The 2284-nt window shown below is 49.7% G+C and carries 3 protein-coding genes; 2 read left to right on the forward strand and 1 reads right to left on the reverse strand.

What is annotated here, in order from left to right; genetic code table 11:
• Positions 1 to 185 precede the first annotated feature (185 nt).
• The gene (locus tag CKL79_RS22170) at positions 186 to 509 is read right to left on the reverse strand and encodes a transposase family protein (protein WP_121971679.1); all 324 of its coding nucleotides are present in this window, start codon (positions 507 to 509) and stop codon (positions 186 to 188) included.
• 175 nt (positions 510 to 684) lie between these two features.
• Between CKL79_RS22170 and CKL79_RS22175 the strand changes: the two genes are divergently transcribed.
• Complete coding sequence (locus CKL79_RS22175; protein WP_121971680.1) at positions 685 to 1017, forward strand: hypothetical protein; 333 nt, start codon at positions 685 to 687, stop codon at positions 1015 to 1017.
• Positions 1018 to 1386: 369 nt separating this feature from the next.
• Positions 1387 to 2284 (forward strand): transposase (locus CKL79_RS22180; RefSeq protein WP_205879193.1); only part of this gene is annotated, 898 nt, incomplete at its 3' end.

Below are 2284 nucleotides of genomic sequence, written 5' to 3' on the forward strand. Positions count from 1 at the left end.
AACGCTGCGGCATGTTTGCTCACCACTGGCGCTGGCGCAACAATCGGTAACTGCATCCTTCACCTCCTGCTCAAAACCTTTGAACCTAACGCCTAGTCTACCTCAGACGCGATATGATGATTTTTCTCTCATGAGAGCACAACACTCAAGTGATTTATTTTACCACCCATAATCTGCCTGCTCTGTCAATGCGTAAGTCCTATAATACAGCTGTCATTCAGACAGAAAAACTTACCCACTGCCAGCAGGAGCACTAGGCTGAACTGCGCCAATGGCAAATCTTTCAGCGTGCGCTCGTAATGACTATGAACCCGATGACTAGGACAGTGACACAACGGGCACTCCGCCCACGCCTGGGTTGAAGACAGTTCAACGACGATTCGACCATTTGCTGTGTCCAGATTCCAGCTATTCAAGGCTAAACCGGTTTGATTAGGCAGTAGATGCTGTAGAAGTTCCATGAGAGTAGCCAAGGATAAGGATCTCAGTCTGTTTCTCATGTGACCCATCAAGATCACCTAAAGTGCGCAAGAGCCTGAAGGTGCGTTCAATTGCGACTACTTTTTCTTTTGTTTGGCGGGAACTCTAAACTCAGCCAGAAGGGAGAGGATGACTGCGCATAAACCCTATAAGTTGAACCTGCGCATGTTTATTGTATGTCTCATTTGAGACCAGGAGATTTCAATGAAAATCAATTCTAAATTGCTTTACTCTTTTGCAGTGGGCGCTCTTTCTCTAGTACTTGCCCAAGGAGCCTATGCTCAACGACAATCTGGACTTGTAAATGTTAATTTAACTGATGTGGATGTTGCCATTGCGGAGGATATTAATGTCAATGTGAGCCAGATCCCAGTTACTGTACAGGTTCCCATCGGCATTGCTGCCAATGTCTGCAACGTCGCAGCCAATGTCCTAGCCGCCGATATACAAAATGTTGGTGGGGCTGAATGCGATGCAGAAACCACGTCGCAAGCGCTAAACCAAGTTGTCCAGCGGCAAATGGGGACTCAACGGTAAGGTGATAGCACCCCCTAAAACAACCCTCCTAGACCTAAAACATTCTGGATAAGGGTTGACCCAGAAGGGCTTCGGAAAGAAGATCTTCCAGAGCCTTTTGCACTACCTGCCATTACTTTGAGCAATCTTTTTGGCAGGAAGGCATATCTATTGTTATGGAGTATAGTCAATAGTCCGGACAAAAAAAGGAGAGGCTTAGACAGAAAAGCTATCCAGGTAGTAGGGTATCAATAATCACAAAGAACCCAACTGGATAGCTATGGAAACTATCATACAAGGTCTACTGCGAGAAGCTGTAGGCCGTTTAGCAAACCCCGCCGAGCCTTTATTGTCACGCTGCTAACGACCATTCATCTGATGGTCGGCAAGGTGAACTTCACTAATCTCAGCCGGTATAGCGCTCTGACAGAGCGGAGCTATCGCCGTCAGTACGATGAGGCGTTTGAGTTCATGGCGGTCAATAGTTGTCTGATTAGCCGAGCCATCGCCCCTGAGCGTTTCCAGGTGGGTGCTATCGACTGTTCGTTCGTGCCCAAAAGCGGCAAAGCGACCTATGGTGTAGACCGCTTCTACAATGGGAAAGCGGGTCGTGCTGAGCCCGGTCTAGAAATCTCAACGATAGCCGTCGTAAACGTTGGCGCATCAATGGCTTACGCACTCTCAGTTCAGCAGACGCCTGCTGAGTTGGAAGCAGAGACCCAGACGGATGCGATGACCCGCGTAGATCACTATCTAGCTCATGTGATGGTGACCCGAGCGGCGCTCCCGGCCAGCGTTCGGCACCTAGTCGGCGACGGCTTCTACAGCAAACTCAAGTGGGTCGACGGCATCCTGGCGTTGGACTTAGAGGTTATCGGCAAACTGCGCTGTGACGCTAACCTACAGTATGTCTACGAAGGTGCTCAAAAGGCCAAGGGCGCTCGCCGAAGGTATGATGGCAAGGTCTGCTGCGATGACCTCAGCCGTTGGCAATCGCTCGGTGAGGTCAAGCCCAACGTCAGGCTCTATACCGCTGTGGTGTGGTCAATCAATCTGAAGCGCAAAATTCGAGTGGTCTACCTGGTCAACCAATGTAGCGCTGAGCGGGCCTGTACAGCACTGCTATTCTCAACGGATATAGACCTCGACCCGATTCAGCTCTATGAAGCTTATCGAGCGCGCTTCCAGATCGAGATGTGCCAGCCTCAATACCCCCATAGGCATCTATCTGATGCTGCTGAGGTTGTTTATCTAAAGGCTGACTTTTGGGCATTTAGCTTCTCCTGTA

Source organism: Leptolyngbya sp. BC1307, from assembly GCF_002286735.1.
Taxonomy (GTDB): Bacteria; Cyanobacteriota; Cyanobacteriia; order Phormidesmidales; family Phormidesmidaceae; genus Phormidesmis.